Genomic DNA, 26,791 nt, shown 5'->3' with positions numbered 1-26,791 from the left:
ATATATGTAAAACGAAACGTATTAAGGATACAACTTTAACGCAGGCATTACCGTAAGTACTCACTGGTATAACGCACAAATATAAACAAGTTGACACAAACGCTGATGTAAGTGTGTGCTGGATTAGTTGATGTCTGCGTAAACCGCAATGTCCAACATAAAAAATCGCCTTGCTCCCCATTTACCTAGGGAACAAGGCGATTGACTTGCTTTAATCCTACACCTGTTTAAGCCCGTGGATACTATCTACACCACGTATAAGCTTAACCAGACATTCACCGATAACTCGCAAGAGTTGTTCTATTGCTTGCGTTGACGTTTACGCTTTGCGCCTGCAAATATAAAGCCAAATGCTGAGGTAATCATACCCATCACGGCAAACGTGTTTGTTGGATCTGAGGTTGCAGCAAGGTGCTTAGGAGCATTTGTACGCGCAGTTTGTTGTGAGGCAAGTTTAGGACGATGTGCAGATTTCATCAGCGCATCACTGGCAAGCATAAGGGCTCTTTGCGCGGCGTCAATTTCTGCTTGAGTAGCCTTGGGATTTTTAAGAATCGCGCGCGCGGCTGCAAGAGCTTTGTCATAAGCCTCTTGTGCTTCACGCGAGGCATTACGATAATCCTTATTGTCTACATCCACCGCAGCATCCACATCTGCAACAAGTTTGCTGGTATCGGTCTTATAACCATCCAAGATGGCTTGCTTGGCTTTTTGTAAAGCTTTCAGGGCATCGTCGAGTTGTTTTTGCGTAGGCACAACACTTACTCCTGCCTTTGGCTTACCTGTGCTACGGTCAAACTTATCAAGCAATTCGCGTGCGTTCTTTAAAGCAGTCGTGTAATCTTGTAATGCCTTCTTTGCAGCTTCATCATCACGATCACTTACATTTTTGAATTCAGGAGTATTTTCAAACGCATCTTCGCTTGTGTCATCTTCTCCATCTTTAGACTTATCAACCTCTTCTTGCAAATCATGCGGATTGGTGACGTAATTCTTCTTAATTTTATCCTTTATATCCTTAAGGTTTGCAAGAGCCTCATCAACATCTTTTTGAGTTGGAACATCTTGTGCGCCAGCTTTGGGATTGCCGGTTTCATCAAATTTTTCCAACAGCTTCTTTGCATGTTCAAGAGCTTTCTTGTATGTTTGTACATCAGCATTATCCGTGCCGTCTGGATTCTTTTCGCCTAAAGCGTTTTGATACTCTGTAGTAGCCTCAAATGCAGGATTATGAGCAGTTCCGTGCTCATCCTTATCATCAGCTTCAAGTTTGAGTGCACCAGGTTTAGTCTTAAATGTATCATCAATAGCTTTTTTAGCAGTCTTGAGCGCCTCAAGTGCCTGTGCTACATCAGCGTTTGTTGGACGATCTTCGGGCTTTGCATTTGGATCTGGATTTGCAACCTTATCAAGGAGCTTCTGAGCTGCGTCAAGCTTGTCATTATAGTCTTTAAGCTTTGCAGTAGCGTCTGCGTCACCTGAATTTTGCTTATCAAGCGCATTTTTATAGGTAACAGATTCTTCAAACGCAGGCACAATCGGATTGCCGTCTTGATCCTTATCGCCTACTTCGTTAGCAAGCGGCTTAACATCAGTCTTGTAGTTGTCAGCAATCTTCTTCTGTGCACTCTTAAGCTGTTTAAGCAGCGTATCAACCTCACGCTGAGTAAGGTTATTAGCATTCTGCAACTTTTGGGTTATCTTTTCTATAAGCTTATTTAAACCAGGTTTGTCATCTGTACCATCTACATCTTTTGCAGCCTGTTCATGTTTAGCGTTAGCATTATCACCCTTAATTGCGTCTGCATTTTTATATTCAGGCGTCTTTTTAAAGTCACCATTTGCATAATCTTTTGCTTCGGTAAGCTTATCAGTATTCGTCTTATAGCCGTTGGTAATAGCTTGCTTAGCTTGCTTCAAGGCAGCAAGTGCATCGTCAATTTGCTTCTGCGTTGGACGTTCGCTCAGTGTAGCCGAATCCTTCTTGGCAAGTAACTCACGTGCAGTCTTCAAAGCATTCTTATAAGTTTCAACATCAGCTTTTGCCTGCTGAACAGCAGGATCGGCATCGGGCTTAACACCTTGCTTGTAAGTAGCATTCTTGAACTCAGGAGTATACTCGAAATCGCCTTCAGTAGCAGCAGGAGCATGCTCAGGAGTAGACTTATTAATTTCCGTCTCAAGATCAGTAGTAACGGTCTTGTACGCGTCCAGCTTGGTACGTGCTTTATCGAGAGCCTCAAGTGCATCGTTGATTTCTTTTTGCGTTGGCTTTGCGTCTTGTGGCGTATCTGCACTGTCATGCTTCTTCAAAAGCTCTTGAGCTTTTGTCAATGCCTTGTCATAATCAGCCTTAGCCTTCTTAGCGGCGTTGTTCTTGTCCTCATCAGGCTTGCCATCAGCAGTTAAGAAGTGAGGATCGGACGCATTGCGATACGCGTCAGAAGTAACCGTGCCTTCTTTTGCGGCTGGAGATTCGGGATCTTGCATGTTGCCATGCTTTTCAACACTTTCCTTAAGTTTGGAAGTGTCGGTTTTAAACGTATCAAGCATTGCGCGTGCAATGTCCAAGTCCCTTTTTGCATCATCTATTTGGTCTTGTGTTGCCGTGGGATCCTTAAGCAATTCACGCGCTGCATTAAGCGCGTCGTCATACTTGGATTTTGCAAAATACGCTACATAGTTTTTATCGGTATCAGGGCCTGAGCCATCGTCTTTTTGAAACCTTGGAAGCATTGCATTTTTGTATGCGGGAGTTTGTTCAGTGAGGCTGTGCTCATTAACAGAATCCAGCAAAGCATCGGTATGAGTTGCAAATGCATTAAGACCCTCGCGAGCTTTATTAAAATCTGCAAGTGCGTCGGTTACATCTTTATTAAGAGGTTGACCTTGAGCGTGACTTTGAATGCCCTCAAGATAATTTGGAGATGAAGTATCTCCATTTGCAGCGGGAGCTTTATCAGCCGGGATATCTTGACCGTCTTTTTGATCTTTGGGCATCTGGTTGTCAAATGCTTGGTGGATCTTTGCCATAGCTTTTGTATATGCTTCAACAGCCTTTTTAGCTGCTTCTACCTGTGCTTGCTCCTCAGGCGCAGGATTTTGCTTATCTGCAAGAGCTTTTGCATTCTTATATGCAGGGCTTGCAGTAATAGCCACATCACTCAAAATAGCAACAGAGAGTTTACTTGTGTCAGTTGCATAGCTATCAATAACTGCTCGTGCGTGTTCAAGCATAGTTTTTGCAGTATTGATTTCTTCTTGTGAGGGGCGCTGAGCTGGATCAGCATTTTTGAACTTTTCCTGCAGCTGCTTTGCCGCGTGATACGCATCGTTATATGTCTTAAAGTCTTTTGCGGCCTGTTGAGCCTTTTGTGCAAGAGCAGGATCTTTGCTTTGTGACAAGTTAAATGCGTTGAAGTACGCTGGCAGTAAGTACCCCGTAAAGTTATCGGCAAGTGTTTTAACTAAATCGCTTGCGTCGCTTTGCAATTTGTGAAGGTTTTCCTCTGCCTGTTTAAGCTGAGCCAGTGCTTCATTTACCTGCTGTTGTGTAGCGTCCTTGTTATTAAGGACTTCTTTTGCTTTTGCCAGAGCTTCGTCATACTTATCCGCGTATTGCTTTGCCTCTTCTTTATCTACACCTTGTGGGAACTTGGTGTTAGTGTCAGCAAAGTAGTTTGGATCCTTTCCGTTCTTGTAGAATACACTCTTTTGATTTTCTGCATCGCCATCGTGATCGCGGCTTGTTTGAAGCTGTGCTTCAAGCAGACTTTTGTTGGTTGCCTTAGCATCAAGAGCTTGTTTTGCAGCCTCAAGATTAGCAATTGCCTCATTAACCTCTTTTTGCGAAGCAGCGGGGTCTTTAGCCAAGCGCATAGCTTCCTCTAACGCATTATCGTATGCTTCACGCTCTTCAGGAGTTGCATTCTTATACGTTGGGTTGGCGGTTGCTAATTTTTGTTCAGGGGTAAGCTTATTAAGCGTGTCATCGGTATACGTAAACACATGACCGTGTTCAGCAAGAGCCGCATTCAGTTTATCTTTACTCGTGCTGTATTTGTTAAGCTCATTACGAGCAGCATCTAACTGAGCTTTTGCATTATCAACAGCTTCTTGAGTTGCATTTTCGTCATCTTTGAGCTTTTTTGCCTCGGCAAGTGCTTTATCATAAGCTTCTTTAGCTTTTTTGGCAGCTGCATTTTTTTGTGTGTTGGGCGTACCATCACTATTTCTAAAGTCGGGCTCAGACACATTCTTATATTTATCGGTTGACTCTGTGCCCGTACCATCTTGTTGTGACCATTCATCTCTCACATGGGCATCCAGTGACTTAGTAAGCCCTTCTTTATTGGTTGGCGTACCATCAAGTGCCTTACGAGCTTTTTCTAAGGTTATAGTTGCATTATCAATATCGGCTTTAAGATGTTCATCTAATTGAGAATCATCTTTATTCCCCGCTTTTTCAAGCGCTTGGCGCGCAACTTTAAGGGCGTCTTCATATGCCTTTTTTACACTGTCAGAAGCATTATAGTAGGTAGATTGTGTTGGAACCTCTATGCCTTCTACATGAGTGGTTTTGTGCTCGGCAATCGACTTGGTTAAATCTGCTTTTTTGTGATTCGTCTGAGGCACAAAAATAACGTTAATAGCACGAGGTGTGTTATTGGGATTCTTTTGATACGGATTTGTATATATACCGCGGTAATATGTTAAAGCATATGGTGCAACAAAAAGGCGTGTCTTAAAGATTTTATCTTTCTTACCTGCTACGGTTACAGGACCAGCCTCGTTATCCCATGTATATTTTCCAGCTATTGATTGGTCATTACCCAAGTTAACATCTGAGTTAGCAACTTGCGGATTGCCTATCCAATACGCGCCATTCATCATACCAAGGGTGAGCTCAGTAGTTGGTTCACCATTTTTATCAATTGCATATCCCATATGAGATTTGCGCGCCTTGCCGGCCGCACCTTCGTGATCGAGCGTTTCGCCACCTGTAAGCGGACGCAAACCTGTGTTTTGATCCTTAGGCGTAGCTTTGATAAGTTTCAAAATATCAGGAGCGGTAAACGCCTGAGCTTTGGTTGGGTCATAGCGATAGATAAGTGTTGTGTGTTTATCGTCACTCCACGAGAAACCCTCATCGCTGTCGCGACCATCGAGCTTATTCTTTACCAGTTCAACCTTATAATCAGTACGAATATCAGGAAGACGCGTGAGTTTATCTTTGGTTATGTCCGATGTAAACTCTGCAAGTGCTTTATCAGTTTTAATGGTTACACTAATATTATTTTCTTGTAAGCCATTTGAACGACCTTTATTAGCATCGCCTGCGCCAGTAAGGTCACCTGTAATGTAGGAAAGCGTAATTTGCTTTTCGTAATCTGTTGCGCTTAAACCTAATTTTGTATTATCTTTATTTGCCTCATAAATAGACTTTTTAATACGGGCAAGCTCTGCTTGTGAATATCCCAAAGGATTAGCCACATAGGTTGCTTTATCACCTGTTGGAACTACATACTCATCAGTTTTAAGTCTTTTAATAACTAAATCTTTAAGAGCTATCACAGGCGCGTCTTTTGCGTCTACACCATCAAAGTTAATAACAACTTCGCCCTTATCGTTAAACGTAACTTTGTCTTGCGTAACGTGATTGAGTTTAGCGAGCTTCTTGCAAATGTCCGCCTTTTGATCGTCTGTGAGCTTCGTGATGTCCACATCGTCTACGATGGGCTTATCGATACGCGTGTCGTAGCGCGCAACCGTAAGCGGAAGCGCCTCGGACTTGTAGCCAAGGTCGGAAACAAGGTAGGTCTTAAGGTTATTAACACCTGTAACATATGTTGTTGTCGTGCCTGTCTTTGATGCATCTACCTTATTAATAACGGTGGCTAACTGATTAGCGTCATATGCTTGCTTGTCAGTAATAACCACTTTTTTATCAGGATCATCTGGCGTCTGAACGAATTTACCATTCTCTCCAGTGCGTCCACCAACGCCAAACGCCTTGCTTGCAGCTGTAATCTGGTCTCGAACCGACTTACCATCCTTGGCAGCAGTAGGAGCATCTAAAGCAGCCTTGAGCTTATCTTGAATTTGTTGTTCAGTAAGTTCTTCATTATACTTCAGCACAATTGAGCCAACTGTTTTAGGTGGAACAAGTGTTGCTGCACGAACAATGTTTGTTTTGTACAGCAGAACTTCTTTGCCTTCCTTGTTGTTACCGTACACATAAATACAACGGTTTGCAGCATATTTTTCTGCGTCCATATTGTTATCTCTATAAAGAGCAGTCATGGTAAGCGTAGCCGATCCATCATCATTTGCCGTAAAAGCATATTTTCCTGAATATGACTGATGTGCGTTGGCGCTGTTAGGATCAGAATAATATTCCAAAAACTTTCTGCTCTTTACATTATCAACACCATTAGTGTCAGCTGGGAAAATAGCTATCTTAGTAATTTTTTTTCATCTGTTGGCTTTGCAAATTTAAACGTAACAGAATGATTTTGGCCGTTCTCGATAAATACATTATCCGATGAGCCCCACGCATACATATTGGGAACAGTATCTTTGGTATCTGCTGAAAGATTTACTTCATCTGAAACTTGAGGCTGTGGTGCAGGGGTAGCTGCGCGATCGGTTTGTTGGGATGTAGCAGCGCGTTCAGTTGGTGTGGTTGTATTTGTGGGTGTGTTCTTTTGCGCTGATTGAGTAGTGTGCAACGCAGAGGCAGGTGTGTTGGGCGTCTTTTGGTTAGAAGGCTTGCTACTTAGAGTACTCCTTCCCTGCTGATTTTGTGCTGCAGCAGAGTTTGCTGGTTGAGCCAATGGAGTTGAGGCAGCCTGCTGCGCATCCGTTGGTGACATTTCTTGTGCAAGCGCAGGAGCAGCACTTAAAGCAAGAGAAGCACCAACAACGGCACTTGCCGCTCCAACAGAAAGTTTGGAGAACGACTTTGTCGCAGAAGACGCAAGTATAGTATTTTTACTGTGTTTAGCGTGATGTTTGCGAGCCATATAAACTTCCTTTCGCTTGAGATACAGTTTCACAAACGATTGCGATTATTGTTATGTATTATCTCTACTTAGCTATAGTAAATATAGAGATAACCGTGCTAGTCTAATATATCCATTGTAGCAATATTTGCAGAGTATACAAGTGTTTTTCTGCGTAAGTACGTGCGCATTTTGGTCTATCTCAATAATGTTTATAAGAAGATTTATATCTTAATATACAAAATATGCCCTGCCAACACATGTGTGCTGCAGGGCATATTTATAAGTTTCTTAGGCGCGGGCGTAACCTCATACACCAACGAGTATAAACGTGGAGCGTGCGCAGATTGAGCATGTGCTTATACGCGCACCGTGCGATTATGATGTGCGCCATTCAAGTGTTCATACAGGCACGTCATACAGGCACGTCACAACAGACTCGTCATAACAAGCACGTCACAACAGACTATTTAGAAATGCCTAAAATGTGCTCTTTTGCATGGATCAAATCGGTAATCATCTGACAATAAGGTGTTTGAATACCAAGCTTTCTACCACGGCGTGCAACAGCACCGTTAATAAAGTCAATTTCGGTTAAACGATGATTTTGCACAAGATCTTGATGCATGGATGGATAATGAGGTGCAGCTATTTCGGATACATGCATAACGTAGTCTACAATTTCGGATTCGTTAAGCTTAACGCCCGATGCAATTCCCACTTCACAGAACTCGTGAATAATAGCACGAACGGTATGCAGCGCATCTTCGGTTGCAAAGAATTCTCCAATGGTGCAGTCGCAAAGCGCGCACGTAGAATTCATGGTTCCATTAACACATGCTTTACGCCAAATAGAAGGCAGAACGTCCTCGTCATAGATAACGTTTAAGCCGGCTTGATTCATAACGTCTACAATCTGAGCCGAAGACTCTTTTCCGCATGTGTCAAAGCTTTGTAAGTTAATAGAGCCCTTACCTTGTAAAATGGCAACACCTGGACCTTTAAGACCTGCAGTCCATACGGTAACGCCCATCAAAATGTTTTCTTCTTTAATATACTTGCGAATGGTGTCCTCGTGACCCAAACCGTTAAGCAAGCACAAAACTTTTGTGTGCTCACCGATGATTTGTTTAATGTCCTCTAACATCTGGGGAAGCTGCATAGCTTTAGTAAATAAGATGATGAAATCAGCAGTTTCATGTGCCTCGGTTGGATGCATGATAGTCATCTTAACGCAATCGGGTTTATCGCCCACAATTTTAAGACCGTTTTGCTTAATGGCGTCAATGTGATCTTGCCAGTTGTCTAACAGAATAACTTCTTGACCGCTTTGTTGAAGCTGATAGCCAAAACGACAACCCATAGCACCTGAACCTGCAATATAAATACGCATATTTCCACCTTTCGTAAATAAACTACTTTTTTATATACCATATGTTAAAACATGCAAAAATTATCGCGCGCGAAACGCCGCTGCATACGCGCGCGAATGTATAACAATTAGCCCTTAAATTTAAAGAGATCCTTATCATACAGATGAACAACGTCACATAGGACTTTATTAACTACAAATCCTACAGCAAACGGAATAACTACCCAGGCTATAAGAATTTGAATAATGTTAACGTTACCAATACTTAAAGCTGCTAAAGGACTTACAAATCCAACAAGACCAAAACCTGACGAAGCAGGAGTTCCACCCATTTCCCATAAAGGAATGGTAAGTGCGCTGATTGCAGCAGTAAGAGCTGCAGGAATTGCCATCACAGGACGCGTCATAAAGTTTGGCATCATCATTTTCATAGCACCAAGTGCCACGGCAATAGGTACACCTGCTTTATTGACACGAGCACATGCCCACACCAACATTGCAGCACACGCAGCAACGCCCATACCTGCCGCAGCAGAAGACATACCCGTTAAGCCAATAGCAATACCAATTGCCACGGTAGACAAGGGGCTGATAATGATAATAGAGAATGAAGCGGCAATTAACATGCACATCAACCAAGGCTGTAACGTAGTAAAGGTATTAATAACTTGTCCTATAAAAAATGTAATCTGTGATACATAGGGCAATAATTTCCAACCAACAAATCCCATACCTGCACCAGCGATAATTGGCAACAATACAATGGTAAGCGAGCCAAGCTTATTGCCAATAGCACGTACCACAGCAACGGTAAGCGCAGCGCAGATCATCACGTTAATAATGTCTCCGATACCTGCCAGTTGAAAAAGTGGAGCTGTTTTATCGGCAACGGTAGCAGCTGGGACAAATTTCCATGCGCCCGAACCAATAAAGGTTGCACCAGCAACCGTAGCCATTTGAATAGGATTAAATTTAAACTGATGAGCAATCAGAAAACCAGCCATAGCTGGCGTTAAAAATTGGAAGGCAACAATGGTGTGGTAAAACTCCATGAGTGGTGCGCAGTCGGGGAACGGTTTAATAAAAGTTGCAAGAATTGCATTAGGAATAAGAGCCACAACGATTGCAATCGTAGTTCCATTCAAAATTTTGAGTATAAATTGCCCAAAGGATTCTGAAGCCGATGGCGCAGACGTACGCTTAGCAGCTGTAGATACTTTTGCTGCTTGAGGCGTAGCTGCACCAGATGTGTTCTGTGAAGTAGCCATAGGTATAGTTGACCTTTCTACGTTGGTGTATACACAAAATACCAGTTACATCTTATAGAGAACTGATTACGTTTAAGTATAGCCTGCCCATAGAAAAAGTGATGAGCCTTGTCGCATACCATGGCGGGTTTTGATAGCGGAGCATGGGTTCCTAAACTCTGTATGAGGCGTGCAAAATTTTAATTTTGCGGTTGAAAACAATTTTTTTGAGAGAAACTCATGTAAAAGTTTGGAAAACCTGATGTATCAATAGGTATCGTATATTGTATGTGTTATATATTTGATAGTGATTATATCGTTGTACATAGATTATGAGAACGTCTTTTATTATATGTACTCAATGACTTCTCATATACATATATGCATGAATTTATAGAATACTTTATATACGGGGATACAATCCTTTGTTCAAGAATTTTTATATTTATACCCATCTTGCTTTAATTCACATTTTATACATATTCACGCAACCAAACTAAGCGGCACATTGCACACACGAAAGCGTGACAGATGTACATGCCGCACACCCGCACTGCGTTCGTGTTCGCTGCCGCTTATCTAAACAAGCGTAGCAGATAGATATGCACAGCTTACGTATGCTAACAAGCATAGAACTATCATGATGAGTGCATATCTTACAGCTTGTGCGTATCGTTTTTGCTCTATAAGATGTGCGCTTGTTGCACAAGGGGTAGAAAACGACGTAAAACCACCTAAAAGTCCAGCGGTTATGCATATGCGCCATGGTGAATTTAATCCAAGCCAAGCTGAAAAAATAAGAACAAGCGCAGATAACGCGCAACCAAGTATATTCACCACCAGCATAGCTAAACCTTCGGTTAAAGCGGTCTTTTTTGTAATTGCATCTACGCATTTGATAAGCCATGCACGCGCAAGCGCTCCTACTCCTCCACAAAGAGCTACAACAAGTAATGTTATTCCTGCATAGAGCGTCATTTAACACACCTGTCTTTCTGAGCAGACGAGTTTATTTGTGAGTGCACACACGTTTTTGGATCCTGTGAGCTTTTATCGAGCGAACGACAAAACACACAAGCAGATAATCGTTTTCCCATATATCTGCCGTGTATGGAACACATAACACCTGCTATCAATGAAACAAGCGCATAGCCAAAGGCGTACACGGCGGACGGTGCACCTACAGCAACAATTCCAATAAAGGTAGCATACGTGGTAAATGCACCGCAAAACCCTGTTCCCCAAAAGGTTTGAGCAAGCGGGTGTTTGGCGGGCAAAAAAGTTTGAACAAACCCTAAAACCCACGAGCCAATTATATTAATAAACAAAATTACTATCGGATTTGAAAAACCTAAACCAACCGCTAAGCAAACACAACAGCGCACAAGAGTTCCAAGAGATCCACCTGCAAAAATTGCCAATGTATGGGTAGTTGTTTGTGCCAGCTTCATAGTGCCCCTTAAAAACTGTTTGTATAAAATGTGTGCTTCTTGATTATAATACGTCGTGCACTCTATATAACAATGCGTGTCCCCCACCATGTAGAGAACACGCATTACAAGCTAAAACAGAGAAGTTACACCGTTGTTTAGTGCTTACGATTTAAGTGCTTAGCTCCCTTGCGTTTTGAGCGTTTTGCAAAACCTGCACCTACCATACCAACAGAACTCAAGAGCGCGGCAAGAGCTTGACCCAAGGCAAGTGAATCAGAAGTCTGAGGTGTAGATTTACTATCTGCGCCTGTGTCTGTACCTGTTCCCTCATCATCAGAACCATTATCAGGAAGCGTGGGTTGACCATTCAAAGCACTCTTAGCTGCAACTAATTCATCAAGCGCAGTCTTAAGCGCCTGCTCCTTCTGCTCCTTAGTGCGCGTGTCTGTGTCTGGTTGAGCAAGCTCCTTAAGCAAGTTTTGTGCCTTCTCAAGAGCCGCGTCATACGCATCTTTCTTGTCTTTATCCGCATTGGTATATGTATCAGTTTGTTTAACATCACCAGACGCATTAACCTCATCTTGTAAAGGCTTGGTGTCTACGCCGTCGAGAGCGGCAGCGGCATCTTTAAGAGTCTTAAGAGCCTTATCAACAAGAGCTTGCTTCTCTTTTTGAGACTTGCCTGCGTATTGTTTACCTGTGTTTTCAAGATCACCTAATTGAGAAATAAGATCTTTTGCATCTTTTAGTGCTTTATCAAATGCGTCTTTCTTAGCTTGCGAAGCATTCTTATATGAGATGTCGTCTTTTAATGCGCCATCATTATCTACTTCAGCTTGTAATGGATTGGTATCAACACCATCAAGAGCTTCACGTGCGCTCACAAGCTTATCAAGTGCGTCGTCAACCTTTTTCTGCTGTGCAGTTTCTTGATCTGGGGTAAGTGCTGCTGCTCCTGGCTTTTTGGCGTTTTCGATAGCTTGTTGAGCCTCTTTTAATGCCGTTTTGGCATCTTCAAGTGCCTTATCAAACGCTTCTCGTTTATTTTTAGATGACGTCTTATATACCGTATTTCCAGGTACTTTAGGATCTACTTGATCGTTTGGCTTAAAGGTAGCGTCATTATCGATCTCGTGCTGTAATGCATCTGTATCAATTCCCGCACCATGAGCCGATGGATCAAGGTCTTGCATTTTTTTGAGAAGGTCATTATACAAGTTGGTAACTTCTGGTGCGCCCTTTGCATCACCTTTAACCTTATCAAGCAGCGTACCAGCAGCAGTTGCAGCCTCATCAAAGGCTTTCTTCTTATCTCCGTCACCATTTTTGTAGGTATCGCTTGCATGAAGCTTGTCAGCCTCAACTTTAAGCTTCTCTAAGCGTTCCATAGCCTTATCGGTAGCGCTCGCATTCTTAAGTGCGTCGTCAATATCGTCAGAAGTTGTACCGTCTGCATGTTTATGATCGTACGCATCGCTATCTTCAATGATCTTCTTAAATGCATCTCTTTGAGCGTTATTCAAATGCTTAAATTCGTTATTGATCTTATCAAGTGCGTTTTCGATCTTTTTATGCTTTTGAGCCTGGTTAACAATCGCCTCGGGATCGCCTTTGTGGGTAGAATTCTCGATCCGATCCTTATACTTCTGCTTTTGGTCAGGAGTTAAGTCTGGGATCTTATCAATTTCTCCCTTAGCTTTCTCTTTATCCTTCTTAAAGGCATCAGGATCAACGTCGTGATCGTTTTGCTTCTTGTTTTCCTTATGCTCGGCGTCAATCTTTGTGGTCACTTCTTGTTGAGCGTCTTTGAGTGTAGTATCAACAGAATTGAGAGCATTAAGCAAATCAGAAGGCTTGTTTGCTTGTGCCGCCTTAGTTTTTGCGGCCTCTATAGCATTTTTAGCAGCTTCTACCTTAGCTTTAACAGCCTCTTTGTCTGTATCGGATAGCTTACTTACCGCATCATCAAGGGTTTGAGCAAGACCATTTAGCTTTGCAATTGTTGATTGTTTTGCATGTTGCTCGCTAATGCCGTTTGCGCGCTGCGCTGCAGCAAGTGCATCTTTAATGTCTTGTACCGTTGCACCTTGAGCAGCAATCTTGTCCTCAAGTGTTTTAAGAGCCGCGTCTTTTGTAGACGTAGAACCAAGCACTTTATTGAGTGCAGCGTCCTCGCCTGTTGCAGTGCCGTGGTCGAGGAACAAAAGCTGCTGAGCCGCGGTCTTGGCATCTTCTTTTGCACCATTATGCTCACTTTGCTTCTTTGCCTTTTCAAGAGCAGCATTTACATCGTCTAGGGTAGTTGAGTCCGTAACGTTTTTCTTAAATGCATTTCTTTCTTCATTAGACAAGTGAGGCAGCTTATCAATAATGTCTTGAGCGGCTTTTTGGGCTGCTTCAAGCTCGTGTTTTTGCTTGTCCTCGCCACCATTTTTGTTGTTATTAATGGTTTGCTGAACATTAGGATCGCCTGTATTGTTTTTATTCTCTTTACCCTTATCATTAGCGTCTTTAAGAATCTGTTTGATAGTTTTTTCATCAGGAGCATTATCAATCTTATTCTTAAATTCCTTCTTTTGATCAGGAGTTAAATACGGATTCTTATCAATAAGCTTCTTTGCGTCCTCTTTCATCTGCGCCAAAGCGTCGGGCGTAGGAGCAGGCGTCTGAACCTTCTTCTTGTAGAGCTTATCTGCAGAAACATTGAACAGAACTTCATCACCGTTCTTAAAGTCAGCACTTGCACCGTCATTACCCATGCTCACTGTAGTAATGCCATATGATGCCGTATTAGAATTAAGCTCCAAGCAGGAAGTACCTGCCTTTGGAGTCCAGCCCTTACCTGTTAGAGTTGCAACATTAACATCGACAAAATTAAGTTGATCAATCTTCTCGGCTGCTTGACTATCATCGTAATTGGCGTGCAAAAACTTCTTAACTGCGGCTTGGAAATCATCATCAGGCTTAGCTGCCGTTGGCTCAGCATCAACCTCGTACAAATCTGTGTTGTACTTATACTCCGCCTTTGTGGCGTCGATAAGCTTGCGGATAAGATCGCGAAGAGCCTTTTCGTTCATACCGTCTATCGTATTATCATTCAGGTTCTCAGCGTCCTTGACACCTGCGCGCGCGAGGTCATTGTTGCTTAACTTGTCGGTACCACGCTTCTGTTGGAGCAAATCTTTTGCTTGCTTTTTGAGGTCTGCAAGCGTGTTGTCTTGGTGCTGTGCACTAGCTTTTTTGACATATAATTCATCTGGCTTGATAGTAAACAACGTCGTTTCAATAGCGGAATCCCAGTCACCATTATCATCGTTGTCAGTCCATGGGTGGCCAATCACCTGGATGCCAGAGTCACTGCCTACTATACTAAACGAACTCATTGGGCCATCATTAGGGGCTTGAGCACCATAAGCGCCCATATTATTAGTACCAGTTTTTGGAATCCACTTTGTATTAACAGCAATGCTATCTGCCATACCTTGAAAATCAGAATCTTCGACGCCATCATAGTTATCTTTTACAAACTGTTTTAATGCTTTAACAGCTTCTAGAGGAGTGGGTTTATCACCCTCAATCTCCGTTTTTGTAACATTATACGTAAATGTATTTTTCTGATCGTCAGTATCAGTGTGCGTTTTACTTTCAGTAGTAGGCTTGGAAGCTGGACTTTGAGGACTATTCTTAAAGAAAATACCCATGGGATAAGTCTTAGAAGTATAACCCTGCTTACTGAACGTAACTTGACCAACTCCATTGTTATCAACACTGTATTCAACTGTAACGTCATCTACTTTTTGTTTAGTAGCAGAGTCTTTCACATACTTGGCAAGTACAGTTTTCAAACTATCAAGCTGAGTTTTAGCATTTCCTGCATTTATTTCTTCGCTCGTTGTTTTGAATGGGTCAAACTTCACAACAGTTTGAGTTGGTGGAACGTCAACAATAAATGTTTTTTCGGCTGCAGGAGTTGGCACGGGCGGTTGCGGAACTGGAGTAGAGGCAGGTTTTTGGTTCAAAAATTGCCATGAAGGTATCTCTGTTTTAGAGCCGTCAGCCCACGTAATAATGGCATTCTTAAATCCGTTGTCAAACGTAACAGGAGTTGCGCCACTCTTTTTTGCCGCGGTGTAAATATCCAAATCGGCATTAACCTTATCAAATGCATCGGTTACTTGTTTTTGCTCTTGTTGGCTAAGGTTCGAAATATTTTCAACCTCAATAGGATCGGGCACATTAAATGGCGCCCAGTCTGAAATCTTTGGCCCTTGATATACCAAAGAGTCATAAGGAACTGCAAGTGTAGACCCATCTTTATACGTGATAGTCATCTGTTTGGTTTGGTTATCAAACTTGAATGTATCTGCGCCAGCTAAATTAACATGCTTACTAAACTCGTTATCAGCGTTGGCTTTTTTGAAGTTGTCAATAATAGCTTTTTGATCGCTATCACTTAAAGCGTTGGGATCCACAACACCCATGGGTGATGGATACACAGGCGGAAACTTAACGTTGTCTTTTTTGTCTTCAACTACCAGCAAATTACCAGGCATGGTAAGCGTAGTTTTATCTTTAAAGGTAAGTGTTGCACTACCCTCTTCGCCAATCTTAATACCATCATCTGCCAGCAGATCCATAAAATGAGGCGTCTGTTGATTTGCCTTGGTAATAGCCTCTTTAACTGTATTCTTTTCAGTAGGCGAAAGCGCATTTAATTTTGCAACGGGGGTAAGACTTGGATATTTAACTTTGAGGCTCTCGGCAATTTTAGGCGCACGATGTGTTTGACCCGTGGCAATATGCCAATTACCTGCAAAACGATAGACACCAGCGCCAAAGCGCAGTGGGTGCTCATCGCGCTGTTTCCATGCTTGATCGGTAAGTTCTGCAACATAAGTCATTTGATAAAAACGCTTACCGGCAGACTCCCAGTCGATAAACATTCCTTGCATACCTTTTGTTGCGTCATAATAATCTGCCCAATTACCTGCAGTATTACCAGTTTTATCGTATCCATTGTTCTGTTTACCATCAATACCCAAAAGCGTTTTTAAGCCATTCATAGAGGCGAGTTTGCTTGGGTCTGTGATATAAAAATTAGAAATAGATGGCCAATCTTTTGCGGTGGCATAATGTTTAGTCACATTTTCGTCTTCACGGTGAAGACCAGGACGAGAAGGAACAGGATTACCATTACCTGTATATTTTTCAAAACGACTGTAGTTTATATCGTGCACATTTGTTAAACCTGCTGGTACACCGTACCACCACATGGGGCGAAATGCCCACTTATCAAAGCTGTTATCGTCGGAGTTAAGGTTTGCAATGTATTTAACGTGTACAAATTTACCAAGTGGATCTTGATTAGCAAGGTTGTCCTGCTCGGCGTCTTGTTGATTGTTATAGTAATGGACTTCTATTTTAATACGTTGCTTACTGTAGTTGGCATCGGACTTATAACCGTAGTAAATGTTTCCGTCGGTTCCTACATAACCATCAGCATAGGCAAGCGAAGCTGTAAGACCCCCACCCAGCAACATGGTACCTGCAAGAATGGCAGAACATGCACGCGCAGAAAGTGCTAGACGTGAATGATTTGAAAAACGATTATGGTTGACTTTTTGTGAACTATGTTTAGGTGCCAAATTACTCATTGCTGTTCTCCTTCAACTTTTGCCCGGGCACAAGGACTTCATTACCATAAATGAAAGTTGTATGGTACGTACAGTAATTTGACGTTGATTTTACACCTTTTTAATAAATTTTAAAACTTCTTTCAGACATTGAAAAAAAAACGTATATTTTTATTGAACCGCAGGTTAACCTTGGTATATACAAAATCGTCTGGTGCGCAAAATGCAAGGTGTTTTTTGTACACACATTCACGTTTTATACATAATTGAGCTCAATTTTAAGCTTGAGAACATGTAGGCAAACAAAAGCTTCACGGCAAACGCAGGCAAACAAAAGCTTGCACGGTACACGGATGGTAACGCGCAACCCTAAATAAACGCACCTGTGTTATGTAAACACAGGTGCGTTTTTGGCAAACCTTAATGTTTGCGTTCCTTCTTACGTGCAAGTGCAACAGCTGTTATCATGCCTACACCCATACCCAAAAGTCCTGCTGCATCAGCCAAAGCTTTTTCTTTTTGATTCTTAGTGCGTGAATCTGTACTAGAATCTGAGGATTCTTTAAACAGTTTATCTGCTGAGTGCACATTCATGGAGGCGTGGAGTCTTGGGTCATACAAAACCAAGTGAGAAAAATTCGAAAAATACCCCATTTGACACGAGTTCTGACGCCAAAAATTGCCCTTTGCATCACTTTTGAGAGGTTCTCAAAACTGTACCAGCACGCTTACCTGGGCAAATACAAAACACGTTTTTTTGATCCCAAGGCTTTGCGTCGCAAAACTCGTGTCAAACAAGGTTTTTTTCGAATATTAGGAGAAATGTTTTGCAATAGCACACCCGCGCACTCGGACGCACGGACAATACCTGCCGCGCCTTCTGGGCTTTTATCAGTGCATTTCCTACACGCCTGCGTTACCTCTACGAATTAGTCATACAGGCAGAAACGTGCGGCAATTTATACAACAATGCGTGCCCCTACCTTGTAGAGAACACGCATCGTGATTTTGTGCTTGTTGAGCGCGTGGGCGCGTGGTCGTGCGACGCTTAGAGTTATAGGACAAAATAAACTTACTTATTTTTTATAACATCATTCAACTCTTTCTCGTATTCCATAAGAGCATCAACGATTTTATCAAATGATATCTTTTCTCCAAACAACATATTTTTCATGCTGTCATAGTCTTTTGAAAAGATTTCTAATCCTTCCTTTGATGGTATTAACTTTAAATTACCATTCATGATGTCATCATATTTCGCCCAATTACTTGCATAGAATTTTTTCTTAAAATTAATGACTGTTTTTAGTAATCCGATGTTTTCAAAACTTTTTTCTCTAATATCCGTTAGCATCATTTTATAAACATCGTAAAAATGTCTTGAATATCTTGTTGGATAATTTCCATTTACTCGATTTGCCTCTCTATGAAGTATAGTAATCTTTTCATAAAAGGTTCTTAAACTATCTACTGCCACAACTTCTATATTTTCATTGAATACCTCAGGATATGCTTCTTCAATATAAGTTTTTATTTTTTGATTGCTTGCAGGAATTGGTTCTGCTAAACTTCCAATTTCTAATCTTATTACTTGTAGAATCGAGCTATCTTTATGATTCTTAGGGTAGTCAAAACATATTGTCTGTCCGTCAAACTCGTCAATATAAAAACTATATGTTTTATTATTTAGAATTTCTTTAAAATCATTTTGTAGAACAGGCAGAAATTCATCACGCAGAAACACTTTTGTATCATCATTTAATTTATCATTGAATTTTTGTTGCTTTGTATTACTTCTATCTTCATAAGGTTCTGTTTTTCCATATCCTAAAACTTTCCAGTCTAACGCAAGGTCTATATCTTCTGAAAATCTTTCTATCAGTTTATAAACTTTAGATAGGCTTGTTCCACCTTTAAAGACAATAGCATCCCTGTACTTAAACCTACTAAACAGATATTTTAAAATCACACAAACCCATAAATCCTTTTCTACAATAGCTTTTGACATATTGAGTTTATCTGAAGTATTTTGTATCACAAGATCCAATTCTTCATTTGATACTTCTAATAATTTATTCATGGTTAATCTCCTGGATCTTTTCTAAAACTTCCTGTATCCAAAAAGGTAATCTTAAAGTATCTTCCTTTAAATCTTCTTTAATATTTTGGGCGAATACAGCAAGTTTTTTAATATGTTCTTCATTGATATTATCTTTGCCCAATGCCTTAATTGCCTGTATAAGAATAGACAACTCTTTGGAATAAGATGTTATGTTTCTATTTGTCGTGTGTTTAAAGATAATCTTTTTTCCTCTATATAAATACTCTCTGTATGCCCCATCTGAAATATAAATATACTCGTTTGGAATTTGAGTAGATAATCCCGTATAGTTTAGTGCTGTATCTCCTGTAGGAGCTATTGTCCAAGAAAATTTATCTGCAAGCTTTTCAGCAACCTCACTTACACCTGGATAAGAATATTCTTTTAAAATCTCGCTATATTTTGGTTTTATATATAGTCCATCTATAAGCCTTATAATTTGATTTTCTTCATTTAATCTATATAAGACAGACTTAATTGTGTTCTTTGTTCCAAGATTATAGAAATCATTAATAGAAAAGATTTTCCCCTGATTTTCTGACATAATATTTTCTATTTGGTTGGTTATAGAAGTCATATAAAGCACCTCCTTGCACCTAAAATTATACATTTTTGGGTGCAAAAGTAAACCCTAAGCTATTTGCAGAACCTCCTCTTACATATTGCTCTGTTGTATTATTTATTTCTTCCTTAATTTTTTGTAGAAAATCTTCTTTATTTACCTTGCCATTTGAAATATCCGATAATTCCATTTCCCTCATAGTATCCGTCTTTCTTTTTATTTGCTCCGATAACCTTTGCGATCGATATAGCTACACTTAGTTTTTCTGCAATGACTGACTTCATATATAGTTATTTACCTAGTAACCAATCTAAGAAGAGTTTTAACTCTCTTGCTTGTAACGCATATCTACGTGATTGTGAACTTCCACACTCAAGACATCTATACCGCTGCTTTCCAGCCTTTGTCTTGCCATCTTTTACTATCTTGCTACTACAAACGAAAACAAATATTTGCACTCATACTCCACCACCTAAAATTAGTAATTTTTTTCTAATTTAGATGGTTTTACCTGCCGATATGTTGTGAATTTTACACACTTTTTGTCCAGGTAAAAAATTTGATCTTTTGAATTGTTTACGAAAAATCGGCTGTTTACCTACGCAAACAACCGATTTTATACACACTTTTTGCCCTATAGCTCGACGTTTACTTCTTGCGTTTCATGTGCTTTGCAGATGAGCGCTTTCGACCTGCAAAACCTGCACCAAGTATTCCTGCAGAACCAAGTAAGGATGCAAGTACTTGACCTAAGACAAATGGATCAGAGGTCTTAGGTGATGCTTGCTCTACAGGTTGAGCAGACTCCACATGTTCAGCAGGAGATTCTGGCTTCTTGCCATCTAATGCAGCTTTAGTATCTTGAACAAGCTTTAATGCATCAGCCAAAGCTTTTTCTTTTTGATCCTTAGTGCGTGTATCTGTACTAGAATCTGAGAGTTCTTTAAGCAGTTTGTCTGCTTGTTGAAGAGCCTGATCATATGCATCTTTTTTATCTTGTGAAGCATAGATATAAGCATCGGACTTCTTAACTTCATCAGCTGTATGAACCTCATCTTGTAAAGGCTTGGTGTCTACACCGTCGAGAGCGGCAGCGGCTGTTTGCAGTGCTTTAAGTGCGTTATCTACAAGAGTTTGCTTTTCTGTTTTAGTCTTGGTTGAATCGGCATTTATGTGAGCAACAAGATCTTTTGCATCGGTTAATGCAGTATCAAATGCAGATTGCTTATCCTTTGAAGCATTCTTATACGAAACGTCTTCTGGTAATTTAGCATCTTTATCTACTTCAGCTTGTAAAGCTTTTGTATCAACACCATCAAGAGCAGCAGCGGCATCTTTTAGAGTCTTAAGAGCCTCATCAACAAGAGCTTGCTTTTCTTTTTGAGACTTGTTTGCGTATTGTTTACCTGTACCCTCAAGATCACCTAATTGAGAAATAAGATCTTGTACATCTTTTAGCGCTTTATCAAATGCGTCTTTCTTAGCTTGTGAAGCATTCTTATATGAGATGTCGTCTTTTAATGCGCCATCTTTCTTTACTTCAGCTTGTAGAGCATCAGTATTTACGCCGTCTAAAGCTAAACGAGCTTTAATAAGCTTATCGAGTGCAGCGTCGATTTCTTTCTGTTCAGCAGCTTCTTTGTCTGCAGTAGAAATATCAGCGGTCTTAGCACCATTCAAAACCGTTTGAGCCGCACCCAACGCTTTATCAAACTCATCTTTCTTAGCTTTAGAAGACGTGTTATAAACAGAGTTGCCTGGAGTCTTGGGATCGGTTTCGCTTGGCTTAAAGGTCTTATCGGTGTCAATCTCTTTGCTAAGAGCATCAGTCTTTAGACCAGCACTTTTTGCGTTAGGATCAATATCGCGCATTGCTTTTAGAAGATCGTTATATAACGTATTGACTTCGTCAGCGCCCTTATCGGCACCTTTAGCCTTATCGAGTACAGCACCTGCAGCAGTAGAAGCATCATCAAATGCTTTCTTCAGAGTATCATTAGCACCCTTATACTTTTCACCTTTGGCAAACTCATCTGCAATTATCTTCAAACCTTCAAGACGAGCCATAGCATTATCGGTGTTTGCAGCGTTAGCAAGTACATCATCGATATCATCAGACGTTGTCCCGTCAGGATTGGTGTGATCAGAAGCATCCGTATCTTTGAGGATTGCCTTAAAAGCATCCTTTTGAGCATTGTTTAAGTGCTTAAATTCATCAATTGCTTTAAGAGCAGCGTCGATCTTCGTGTGCTTCTTAGCACGATTTACAATTGCCTCAGGATCGCCCTTATGATCAGCGTGATCAATCTCCTCTTTATATTGCTTTTTCTGCTCAGGAGTAAGATCGTCTATTTTATCAATTTCAGCCTTGGCATGCTCTTTTTCCTGTTTGAAGGCGTCTGGCTTGGAATCGTGATCGTTGTCTTTCTTGTTGTCCTTTTGTGCCGCGTTTGCCTTCTCGCTTATTGCTTTATTAGCAGTATCAAGCGCTGTATTAATGTCGCTTATTGCCTGCAGAAGTTCAGACGGTTTAGTTGCTTTGGTAACAGCCGTTTTAGCCTTAGTAATAGCTTCTTTTGCAGCGTTATACTGAGTGCTTACCGCAGTTTTATCTGTGTCTGACAGCTTGTTATATGCGTCCTCAAGGCTTTGTTCAAAAGCACTCAACTTAGCAGTTGCGGCCTGTTTTGCAGCTTGCTCGTTAATGCCATTTTGGCGCGTTGCGGCAGTAAGCGCATTTTTCACATCGGCCAAAACTACTGGAGTTGCAGCCAGCTTTGTTTCCAATGTCGCAAGTGTTGCGTCTTTGGTTGGCTTTGTATTGAGAATCGTATCCAAAGCAGCATCTTCGGTGTGATTTGGATCTGTTTTATCCGCATCTGCGCCCTTACCGTGGTCGAGGAACACCAGTTTTGCTACATCCTTCTTAACGCTTTCAAGTGCATCTGCAAGTTTAGCAGCGTCAACAATCTTCTGGACGTCTGCAGGAGTCTTAACGTCTGTACCATTAAGTTTATTCTCAAACTCTGTCTTTTGATCCTGCGACAAATTATGAAGAGCTTCGATTGCTTTCTTGGCAGCTTCTTTAGCGGCATCAAGCTCGTGCTGCTTCTTTTCATCGCCGCCGCCCTTGTTGTTATTGATGATTTGCTGAATCTGAGGATCAGTTGTGTTCTGCTTATTCTTTTCACCCTGTGTTTTAGCATCATCCAGGATCTTTTGAATGCCAGGCTGATCCTTAGCATCCTCAATCTTCTTCTTGTATTCTTTCTTCTGATCAGGAGTTAAATACGGATTCTTATCAATAAGCTTCTTTGCGTCCTCTTTCATCTGCGCCAATGCGTCGGCAGATGGAACAGCTTTCTTCGTGTAAGTAGGCTTAACCGTAAATGTGGTAGTGCCATCGCCATCTACAACAACGATTCCATCCTTGCTTGCGCTCTTAATCTTGGCGACGCCGTCAGCGCCAACCTCCATGTAGACCGTGCCTTTCTTCGGGGTAAGATTGGTGGGCAAGGTAAAATCACTTGTCGAAGTGACATTCACTGTGTCTGCGTTATCGTAGTTGGCTTCAAGGAATGCCTTTATCGCAGCTTTGAGGTTATCCTCGGTCAGATTGTCTGGATTATCAACCTCTAGGGTAGGCGTGTTGTACTTTCTGTCGTAGTGCTTGACATCAGTGAGTTTTTGGATGAGGTCACGGAGTGTTTTTTCATCCATCTTATCGATACCTTTTTCAGCATTGGAGAGGTTTGCTGGATCAGTGATACCTGCCTTTTTGAGGTCTTTATTGGTAACGCCTGCCTTCTGTTTTGCAGCAAGAAGTTTCTTGGCGAGAGCTCTGAGATCCGCAAGCGTGGTATCAGCACCACCCGCTTGACCTTGATTCTTTTCGTAAGGATCATTAATGGTAATTACAGCAGTGCCCGATTTATCTAGAACCTTTATGCTTGTATTATCCGCAACAACCTTGCTTAAACCAGAAGTATTGTTGATTGCAAGACCCTGTGTTCCATCCTTGGGAGTAAGCCCAGCGTTAAGCATATACGTACCGTTGCTACAATCGTTTACGGTACCGTTATAGTTGTCTTTTACAAATTGCTTAACAGCTGCATTTTTCTCTGCTGCAGTCGGCGTCGTGCCCTGTATCTTAAATTTTGTATAGTTGTACTTATAACCCTGCTTATTTGTGTTGCTAGTGGTAGTAGTACCCGTTTGAGGCAGTACCTTATTGTTAGGGTTCTGCTTGAAGAACACACCCATTGGATACTTAGCGTCCTTGTAACCATTCGCCTTAAAGGTAATATAACCTACACCGTTATTGTCTACACTATACTCAACGTCGGTAATAGTTACTTTTGTTTGTGGGTTTTGAGAGTCTTTAGCAGTTTTAGCCTTAAGTGTTGATTTAAGGTTGTTAAGCTGAGTCGCAACATTACCCGTAGTTATTTCTGCGGTCGTTGTTTTAAACGGATCAAACGTAACCACCGTTGGCGTCTCGGGATGCTCAACAATAAATGTTTTTTCAGCGGCAGGAGTTGGTACAGATGGTTCGGGCGCAGGGGCTGCCTTCTGCTTTAAGAATTGCCAAGAAGGCACTTGCGTTTGTGAACCGTCGGCCCAGGTAATAATAGCATTCTTGAAGTCTTTATCAAAGGTTACAGGAGTTTTACCGTCTTTCTTGGCTGCAGTATAGACATCCAAGTCAGCGTTTGCTTTATCGAAAGCATCGGTTACTTGCTTTTGCTCGGTTGCATCTAAGCTCGAAAGGTTTTTAACCTCAGTTGGAGCAGGTACAACATACGGCGCCCAATCGGCAATGGTCGCACCTTGATATACCAGTTGATCGTAAGGAATGGTCAGCGAAGAGCCATCCTTATAGTTTATTTTCAACGTTTGATTATTGTTATCAAACTTATAAACATCCGAATCCTTATCAGAAACCTTGGTCAAAAAGTCTTTACCTTTATTCGCGTCCTTAAATCCTTGGATAATCGTCTTCTGATCAGCATCGCTCAAATTCTTAGGATTCACCACACCAATTGGAGCAGGATACACGGGCGGAAACTTAACATTGTCTTTTTTCTCTTCTACAACCAGCAAATTACCAAGCATGGTAAGCGTAGTTTTGTCATGGAAGGTAAGAGTTGCAGTACCGTCTTTACCAACTTCAATTTTTTCAAGAAGATCTGCGAAATGCTTCGCGTTTTCATTAGCCTTCTTAATGGCAGTTGTAACGTTTGTCTTCTCGTCAGGCGTAAGACTATCAGCTTTAGCAACAGGCGTTAAGGACGGATAGACAACCTTTAAGCTGTCGCCAATTTTTGGAGCACGATGCACCTGACCAGTAGCGATATGCCAATTACCAGCAAAACGATACACACCAGCACCAAAACGCAAAGGATGCTCATCGCGCTCTTTCCATGCTTGGGGAGTAAGTTCTGCAACGTAAGTCATTTGATAAAAACGCTTACCGGCAGATTCCCAATCGATAAACATTCCCTGCATACCTTTTGTAGCATCGTAATACTCTGACCAGTTACCAGCTGTATTACCAGCATTGTCGTAGCCATTATTTCTCTTACCATCAATACCCAAAAGCGTGCTCAAGCCGTTCATAGAAGTAAGCTTAGCTGGATCGGTAATATAGAAATTGGAAATGCCTTTCCAATCCTTTGAATTAGCATAATGTTTGGTAACGTTATCGCTATCTTTACGTATGCCAGGAGTTGAAGGCGCAGGCGCGCCCGCATCGGTGTATTGTTCAAAACGGCTATAATTAATATCGTGTACATCTGTTAAACCTGCAGGAACGCCGTACCACCACATTGGACGAAACGCCCATTTATCAAAAGAATTGTCACTAGAATTAAGATTAGCAATGTATTTTACATGTACAAATTTACCTAAAGGATCTTGGTTAGCAATATTATCGTCTTCGGCATCTTTCATATTACTATAGTAATGAACCTCGATCTTAATGCGGTCTTTACTATAATTGGCATCGGATTTATAACCGTAGTAAATGTTTCCGTCAGGAGCTACATATCCATCAGCGTAGGCAAGAGAGGCGGCAAGACCCCCCCCCCAGAAGCATTGTACCTGCAAGAATTGCAGAACATGCACGCGCTGAGAGCGCAAGGCGAGAATGATATAAAGAGCGATCTATAGTTGATCGATATGAACTATGTTTACGTGCCAATTTGCTCATTGCTAACTCCTATCGATGATGCCTGGGCACAAGACCTTTGTTATCATATATAAATATTGCATTAAATGTACAGTAAACTGATGGTTATTTTACCCTTTCTTAATGTTGTTTAAAAGTATTTTAAGCTGTTGAAAAAAAAAAACGAAAAAATTATAAATGACGAGGTTATAGGTGGTATTACCATGTTTCCAGCAAGTTGTTGGATTTGTATATCAATATAAATTATGCGAATTCGCCATATCAATATGCTGATATGTGAAGTATGCATGAAACGTATACAAAACGCATACAAAATGTATAAAGTGCGAGCACGTGGGCGTGGCGCGCGGGCATGGGTGGCGCTTGTGTGTACGGGGCGTCTGCACGGCGCGCGTACTAGAGCGTATGCGCGGATTCGTGTAGATGTATGCACTCGCTCAGCCGCCTATGCCTATAAACGCAAGCGCGCGGTCACGAAAACCGCGCGCATGGTGTACGCTTTAGCTTAGCGTACCTATTCCCTACTGCTCATCTTAATGTTTGCGCTCTTTCTTACGTGCAAGTGCAACAGCTGTTATCATGCCTACACCCATACCCAAAAGTCCTGCTGCATGTGCTGCAAGCGTTGGATCTGATGTTTGGGGAAGACGTGCATGACGAGGTGTTCCTGTTCCTACCTTTGGTAAAGCGGGCTTATCATAGACTGCTGGAGCTTGAGGACGAGTAGTTTTGTGTGGACGTGTGACTACAATGCGAACGGTAATGTCTTTCTTGAGTCCATAAGATGTTCTGCCGTATGCATCTGCTTGTCTTTCATCTACTGCTTCAAAGTGAAGCTCTATGACACGCTGTTCTTCTCCGTCTTCCCAGTCGTTTATATGAGCGGTACCGCTTATGGTACAGGTCTCACCTTCACAGCTTACTTGTATGCCATCTGGAACTATAGAGCCTGCTTTAAGACGCGGATGGTTTTGTGCGTCTCCTATAAGCTTAGTGGTAAATGGTTGCTCGGCTTCTGTTGTGCTTTCAAGAGTAAAGTGCGCAATAGGAAGCTTATGGAAGTGAGCAAGATATACTACATCTCCCTTATCGTTAGCGACAAGCTTTTGCCAATCAAAGAAGGTATAACCTGTATCAGCTTGGGTTGAAGGAACACCTATTTCTTCGTTTCCTTGTGTATGAGCACTACGAAGCTCTTTGTCAAAGTACAGAAGTGCATTAGGATCAATGGTATAGCCACGACGTACAT

Annotated in this window: 13 protein-coding genes and 1 pseudogene; all 14 read right to left on the bottom strand. The window is 41.5% G+C overall.

All coding sequences use genetic code 11. The features are described 5' to 3' along the window. Positions 1-300: 300 nt before the first annotated feature. Positions 301-6,402, bottom strand: a complete 6,102-nt coding sequence (locus tag HMPREF0091_RS04350; RefSeq protein ID WP_010242006.1) for an FIVAR domain-containing protein — start codon at positions 6,400-6,402, stop codon at positions 301-303. A 53-nt stretch (positions 6,403-6,455) separates the two neighbouring features. Beyond that, positions 6,456-7,025 (bottom strand): hypothetical protein, encoded by a 570-nt coding sequence (locus HMPREF0091_RS06285; protein WP_010242002.1) that lies wholly within the window; start codon positions 7,023-7,025, stop codon positions 6,456-6,458. A gap of 445 nt (positions 7,026-7,470) precedes the next feature. After that, complete coding sequence (locus HMPREF0091_RS04340; RefSeq protein WP_006303061.1) at positions 7,471-8,397, bottom strand: 2-dehydropantoate 2-reductase; 927 nt, start codon at positions 8,395-8,397, stop codon at positions 7,471-7,473. Between the two features lie 107 nt (positions 8,398-8,504). Further along, positions 8,505-9,644 carry a PTS sugar transporter subunit IIC gene (locus tag HMPREF0091_RS04335; RefSeq protein ID WP_006303060.1) on the bottom strand — a complete coding sequence of 380 codons (1,140 nt, stop codon included), beginning with the start codon at positions 9,642-9,644 and terminating at the stop codon, positions 8,505-8,507. Between the two features lie 558 nt (positions 9,645-10,202). Beyond that, positions 10,203-10,601 (bottom strand): fluoride efflux transporter FluC, encoded by a 399-nt coding sequence (locus tag HMPREF0091_RS04330; RefSeq protein WP_006303059.1) that lies wholly within the window; start codon positions 10,599-10,601, stop codon positions 10,203-10,205. Beyond that, positions 10,598-11,074 carry a fluoride efflux transporter FluC gene (locus HMPREF0091_RS06130; protein WP_010241995.1) on the bottom strand — a complete coding sequence of 159 codons (477 nt, stop codon included), beginning with the start codon at positions 11,072-11,074 and terminating at the stop codon, positions 10,598-10,600. Before HMPREF0091_RS06130 ends, HMPREF0091_RS04330 begins: the two co-directional genes overlap by 4 nt. 137 nt (positions 11,075-11,211) lie before the next feature. Continuing rightward, positions 11,212-16,710, bottom strand: coding sequence for a GA module-containing protein (locus HMPREF0091_RS04320; RefSeq protein WP_010241990.1), 5,499 nt, complete (start codon positions 16,708-16,710; stop codon positions 11,212-11,214). Between the two features lie 399 nt (positions 16,711-17,109). Beyond that, complete coding sequence (locus HMPREF0091_RS06270; protein WP_006303056.1) at positions 17,110-17,283, bottom strand: hypothetical protein; 174 nt, start codon at positions 17,281-17,283, stop codon at positions 17,110-17,112. Between the two features lie 478 nt (positions 17,284-17,761). After that, on the bottom strand, positions 17,762-18,769 hold the full coding sequence (locus HMPREF0091_RS04310) for a nucleotidyl transferase AbiEii/AbiGii toxin family protein (RefSeq protein WP_006303055.1): 1,008 nt from the start codon (positions 18,767-18,769) through the stop codon (positions 17,762-17,764). Next, positions 18,762-19,367 carry a DUF6088 family protein gene (locus HMPREF0091_RS04305; protein WP_010241987.1) on the bottom strand — a complete coding sequence of 202 codons (606 nt, stop codon included), beginning with the start codon at positions 19,365-19,367 and terminating at the stop codon, positions 18,762-18,764. Before HMPREF0091_RS04305 ends, HMPREF0091_RS04310 begins: the two co-directional genes overlap by 8 nt. A 25-nt stretch (positions 19,368-19,392) precedes the next feature. After that, on the bottom strand, positions 19,393-19,542 hold the full coding sequence (locus tag HMPREF0091_RS04300) for a DNA topoisomerase III (protein ID WP_232235979.1): 150 nt from the start codon (positions 19,540-19,542) through the stop codon (positions 19,393-19,395). 100 nt (positions 19,543-19,642) lie between these two features. Beyond that, positions 19,643-19,810: an IS1/IS1595 family N-terminal zinc-binding domain-containing protein gene (locus HMPREF0091_RS06355; RefSeq protein ID WP_438830559.1), complete on the bottom strand. Its 168-nt coding sequence runs from the start codon at positions 19,808-19,810 to the stop codon at positions 19,643-19,645. A 190-nt stretch (positions 19,811-20,000) separates the two neighbouring features. After that, positions 20,001-25,460 (bottom strand): peptidase, encoded by a 5,460-nt coding sequence (locus tag HMPREF0091_RS04295; RefSeq protein ID WP_261974442.1) that lies wholly within the window; start codon positions 25,458-25,460, stop codon positions 20,001-20,003. Positions 25,461-26,075: 615 nt separating this feature from the next. Continuing rightward, positions 26,076-26,791 (bottom strand): annotated as a pseudogene (locus tag HMPREF0091_RS04285) (hypothetical protein); the annotation flags it as partial.

It is taken from the genome of Fannyhessea vaginae DSM 15829 (genome assembly GCF_000159235.2).
Taxonomy (GTDB): Bacteria; Actinomycetota; Coriobacteriia; order Coriobacteriales; family Atopobiaceae; genus Fannyhessea; species Fannyhessea vaginae.
The sequence above is the reverse complement of the archived record's forward strand: the minus strand, read 5'-3'. Positions and strand labels throughout refer to the sequence as shown.

Bases quoted from the DNA above. Each gene is read 5' to 3' on its own strand.
- HMPREF0091_RS06285 (WP_010242002.1), bottom strand. From the start codon at position 7,025: ATGGCTCGCAAACATCACGCTAAACACAGTAAAAATACTATACTTGCG.
- HMPREF0091_RS04340 (WP_006303061.1), bottom strand. From the start codon at position 8,397: ATGCGTATTTATATTGCAGGTTCAGGTGCTATGGGTTGTCGTTTTGGC.
- HMPREF0091_RS04335 (WP_006303060.1), bottom strand. From the start codon at position 9,644: ATGGCTACTTCACAGAACACATCTGGTGCAGCTACGCCTCAAGCAGCA.
- HMPREF0091_RS04330 (WP_006303059.1), bottom strand. From the start codon at position 10,601: ATGACGCTCTATGCAGGAATAACATTACTTGTTGTAGCTCTTTGTGGA.
- HMPREF0091_RS06130 (WP_010241995.1), bottom strand. From the start codon at position 11,074: ATGAAGCTGGCACAAACAACTACCCATACATTGGCAATTTTTGCAGGT.
- HMPREF0091_RS04320 (WP_010241990.1), bottom strand. From the start codon at position 16,710: ATGAGTAATTTGGCACCTAAACATAGTTCACAAAAAGTCAACCATAAT.
- HMPREF0091_RS06270 (WP_006303056.1), bottom strand. From the start codon at position 17,283: ATGAATGTGCACTCAGCAGATAAACTGTTTAAAGAATCCTCAGATTCT.
- HMPREF0091_RS04310 (WP_006303055.1), bottom strand. From the start codon at position 18,769: ATGAATAAATTATTAGAAGTATCAAATGAAGAATTGGATCTTGTGATA.
- HMPREF0091_RS04305 (WP_010241987.1), bottom strand. From the start codon at position 19,367: ATGACTTCTATAACCAACCAAATAGAAAATATTATGTCAGAAAATCAG.
- HMPREF0091_RS04300 (WP_232235979.1), bottom strand. From the start codon at position 19,542: ATGGAATTATCGGATATTTCAAATGGCAAGGTAAATAAAGAAGATTTT.